Raw genomic sequence first — 3652 nt, 5'->3', positions numbered from 1 at the left:
TATTTAAAGAAATATAGGTCAATACTGGAATTAACTAGGATATTATAGAATATATTAAATATTACAACAACAAAAGGATAAGAACTAATTTAAATGGAATGAGCCCGGTAGAATACCGAGCTCATCATATCAAAAATATTGCATAAATTCGTCCAACTTTTTGGGGGCATGTCCAACTTTAGGGGCTTTTTTAATAAATCATATTCATGAATACAAGAATTCAAAGTTTAGAAGAGATTCAGAGTTTTAAGGGCAAATATCCAAAGCAGATTTGGAGTTTGTTTTTCTCTGAAATGTGGGAGCGTTTCTGTTTTTACGGAATGCGTGGTATGTTGGTTTTCTTTATGATCTCCCAACTGAATTTCGAGGAGAAGGAAGCCAACCTTCAATATGGTGCTACCCAAGCGTTTGTATATGCTTTTACCTTTGTGGGTGGGTTGTTTGCCGATAAGATTTTGGGATTTAGGAAGTCTCTTTTTTGGGGAGGAATCCTGATGATATTAGGCTCTATATTTCTGGCTATAGATCCACATACTATATTTCTTTTTCGGTTTATCTTTTATCATCATCGGTTACGGGTTTTTTCAAGCCAAATATTTCGACGATGGTGGGAGAGCTGTATAAGGAAGGCGATAGCCGACGGGATGCAGGATTTTCGCTTTTTTATGCAGGGATAAATTTGGGAGCCTTTTTGGGGGGATATGTCTGTGTGGCTATTGGTAAAGGTTATATGTTGAATGATGTTATTGCGGAAGCGCATCGTTGGAATATAGCTTTTGGATTGGCTGCGGTAGGTATGTTGGTAAGTCTGATAAACTTTTATTTTACCGAAAGACATCTGGGACCTATAGGCCTTCAGCCGGGACATCCGCAAGCTATCGTAAAGACAAAAGCTTTACCTAAGTGGGCAGAATATCTGGTGTATATAGGAACGTTGGGGGCAATTCCTTTGATACAGCTGATGGTTTCCAAGACCCAATATACGGACTATTTCATGTACACTATTGGTCCCTTGACTTTGCTGTACCTTTTCTATGAGATGACTAAGGTTAGTAAAGAGGAACGTCACAAGCTTATTGCAGCTTTAGTCTTTATCCTCTTTTCCATCATATTTTGGGGGATATACGAGCAGAGTGGAGGTTCATTGAGCATCTTTGCCGCGAAAAACCTTAACGACACTCTATTGGGAGGCTTGCTACATATGGATCCTAACGGGGTGAACAATTCCGGAGGCGCTTTGTTTATTATAGCATTGGCACCATTGTTCGGTATCCTATGGATTTGGCTTTCTAAGCGCAAGTTGGAACCCAATACGATTATAAAATTTGGTTTGGGATTCATCTTTTTAGGCTTAGGCTATTACGTGTTGTTTAGCACACGGTTCTTTGCAGTCGAGGGCATTGCCTCCTTGGATATTTTTACGTTAGCTTTGCTTGTCATCACCTTTGGTGAGTTATGTTTATCGCCAATAGGTCTTTCTATCATGACGAAGCTGTCGCCGGTCAAGCTGCAAGGTATAATGATGGGTATGTGGTTTTTAGCTAGTGCTTATGGCCAGTATGTTGCGGGACTGATAGGAGCTAATATGGCAGAAGCTAAGGAAGGTTCCAGCCTCGTGGAGCAGCTTCTAGTGTATACAGAAAGCTATAAGGATTTGGGACTTTACTCTTTGATTGCAGGGTTGGTGTTAATTGTCATTTCTCCTTGGATTAAGAAGCTGATGCATGGCGTTAATTAGACGGTAAGGAGATTGACTCTTTTGAGAGTAGTATATTTTATTATTTTTGTACCTATAGAGAAAATAGGCGTGGCTGATAGTATTGTAATAATTCCGACCTACAACGAGAATCGAAAATAATCGAAAATATAATTTCGTAAGGTTTTTTCGTTGTCAGTTCCTTTTCATATCCTTGTAGTGGATGATGGATCGCCGGATGGCACGGCAGATGTCGTGAAGCGTCTGATGCAGGAGTTCGAAGGAAAACTGTTTATAGAGGAGAGGAAAGGAAAGTTGGGTTTGGGAACGGCTTATATTCACGGTTTTAAGTGGGCATTGGCAAAAAAATATACGTACATCTTTGAGATGGACGCTGATTTCAGCCACAACCCGGAAGATTTGATACGTCTTCGACAGGCAGTTTTAGATGGAGCCGATATGGCTATAGGTTCACGCTACATAAAGGGGGTGAATGTGGTAAACTGGCCTATGAGCAGGGTCCTTATGTCTTACTTTGCTTCGGTATATGTACGTATGATCATGCGTATCAAGATACAGGACGCTACAGCCGGTTTTGTGTGTTTTCACCGAAAAGTGTTGGAGACTATTCGTCTGGAAGATATCCGCTTTGTAGGGTATGCCTTTCAGATAGAGATGAAGTTCAAGGCCATAAAATATGGCTTTAGTGTGGTAGAGGTGCCCATTATCTTCACCGATAGGACATTGGGAGAGTCCAAGATGAGCACCCGAATTTTCCGGGAGGCATTCTTTGGTGTGATACAGTTGAAGTTGGAATCATTATTTAAAAAATATAACTGATGAACGAGAATCTCGATCCGAATCCAGAAAGACTTAGTCCTACCGATAGGGAGATGGAGCGAGTGTTGCGCCCTCAATCTTTTGAAGACTTCACAGGGCAGGAGAAAATTTTGGAAAACCTGTCTATTTTTGTGAAGGCGGCCAAGTTGAGGGGAGAAGCCTTGGATCATGTGCTGTTGCATGGACCTCCAGGATTAGGGAAAACGACTCTATCCCATATCATTGCTAATGAGATGGGAGTAGGGATTAAGGTTACTTCCGGCCCCGTGTTGGACAAGCCTGGAGATCTAGCCGGTTTACTTACCAATCTGGAAGAGGGAGATATTCTTTTTATTGACGAGATACACCGTCTTTCTCCTGTAGTGGAAGAATATTTGTATTCTGCTATGGAGGACTTCAAGATAGATATCATGTTGGAGACGGGACCTAATGCCCGTTCGGTGCAGATATCATTAAATCCTTTTACATTGGTGGGAGCCACCACGCGTTCAGGACTGTTGACATCTCCGCTTCGTGCTCGCTTCGGAATCAATGCCCGTTTGCAGTATTATGATGCCAAGCTGCTGACCACGATAGTGATGCGGTCGGCTCATATTTTGGGATGTAGCATTAGTGAGGAGGGAGCCTATGAGATTGCTCGAAGAAGTCGTGGTACACCGCGTATTGCCAATGCATTGTTGCGTAGGACAAGAGATTTTGCGCAAATCAAAGGCAACGGAAACATTGATAAAGCTATTGCCCAATATGCTTTAAATGCTTTAAATGTTGATGAAAATGGATTGGATGAGATGGATAACCGTATTTTGTCAACAATTATTGATAAATTTAAGGGCGGACCCGTGGGTTTGAAAACTATAGCTACGGCAGTAGGAGAGGATGAAGGTACCATTGAAGAAGTGTATGAACCCTTTTTAATACAGGAAGGATACATTATGCGAACTTCTAGAGGGCGAGAGTGTACGGAGTTAGCATACAGACACCTAAGGAAAAATAAAACTAATAATAAATGGAAACTAACTATTTGTTTTADKRTTCATTTTGATACTGAATCATTATTTGAGTATTTAATTTCATTTGACTTTTTTKRCTTACTACGTTAAGTTTGACCATCACGTA

The 3652-nt window shown here is 41.0% G+C and carries 2 protein-coding genes and 2 pseudogenes; all 4 read left to right on the top strand.

What is annotated here, in order from left to right; translation table 11 throughout:
• Window positions 1-47: 47 nt before the first annotated feature.
• Window positions 48-146 (top strand): annotated as a pseudogene (locus SD31_RS16165) (IS3 family transposase); the annotation flags it as partial.
• Between the two features lie 332 nt (window positions 147-478).
• Complete coding sequence (locus SD31_RS11140; protein ID WP_231561494.1) at window positions 479-1738, top strand: peptide MFS transporter; 1260 nt, start codon at window positions 479-481, stop codon at window positions 1736-1738.
• A gap of 69 nt (window positions 1739-1807) precedes the next feature.
• A pseudogene (locus SD31_RS11135) lies at window positions 1808-2536 on the top strand (polyprenol monophosphomannose synthase).
• Entirely contained in the window at window positions 2536-3636 is a 1101-nt protein-coding gene (gene ruvB / locus SD31_RS11130; protein WP_231561493.1) for a Holliday junction branch migration DNA helicase RuvB, read from the top strand. Before SD31_RS11135 ends, ruvB begins: the two are co-directional and overlap by 1 nt.
• The last annotated feature ends 16 nt before the right edge of the window (window positions 3637-3652 follow it).

It is taken from the genome of Sphingobacterium sp. T2 (assembly GCF_000814685.1).
Taxonomy (GTDB): domain Bacteria; phylum Bacteroidota; class Bacteroidia; order Sphingobacteriales; family Sphingobacteriaceae; genus Sphingobacterium; species Sphingobacterium thermophilum.
Note: the sequence above shows the minus strand (reverse complement) of the source record. Positions and strands in the feature narration are given on the sequence as shown.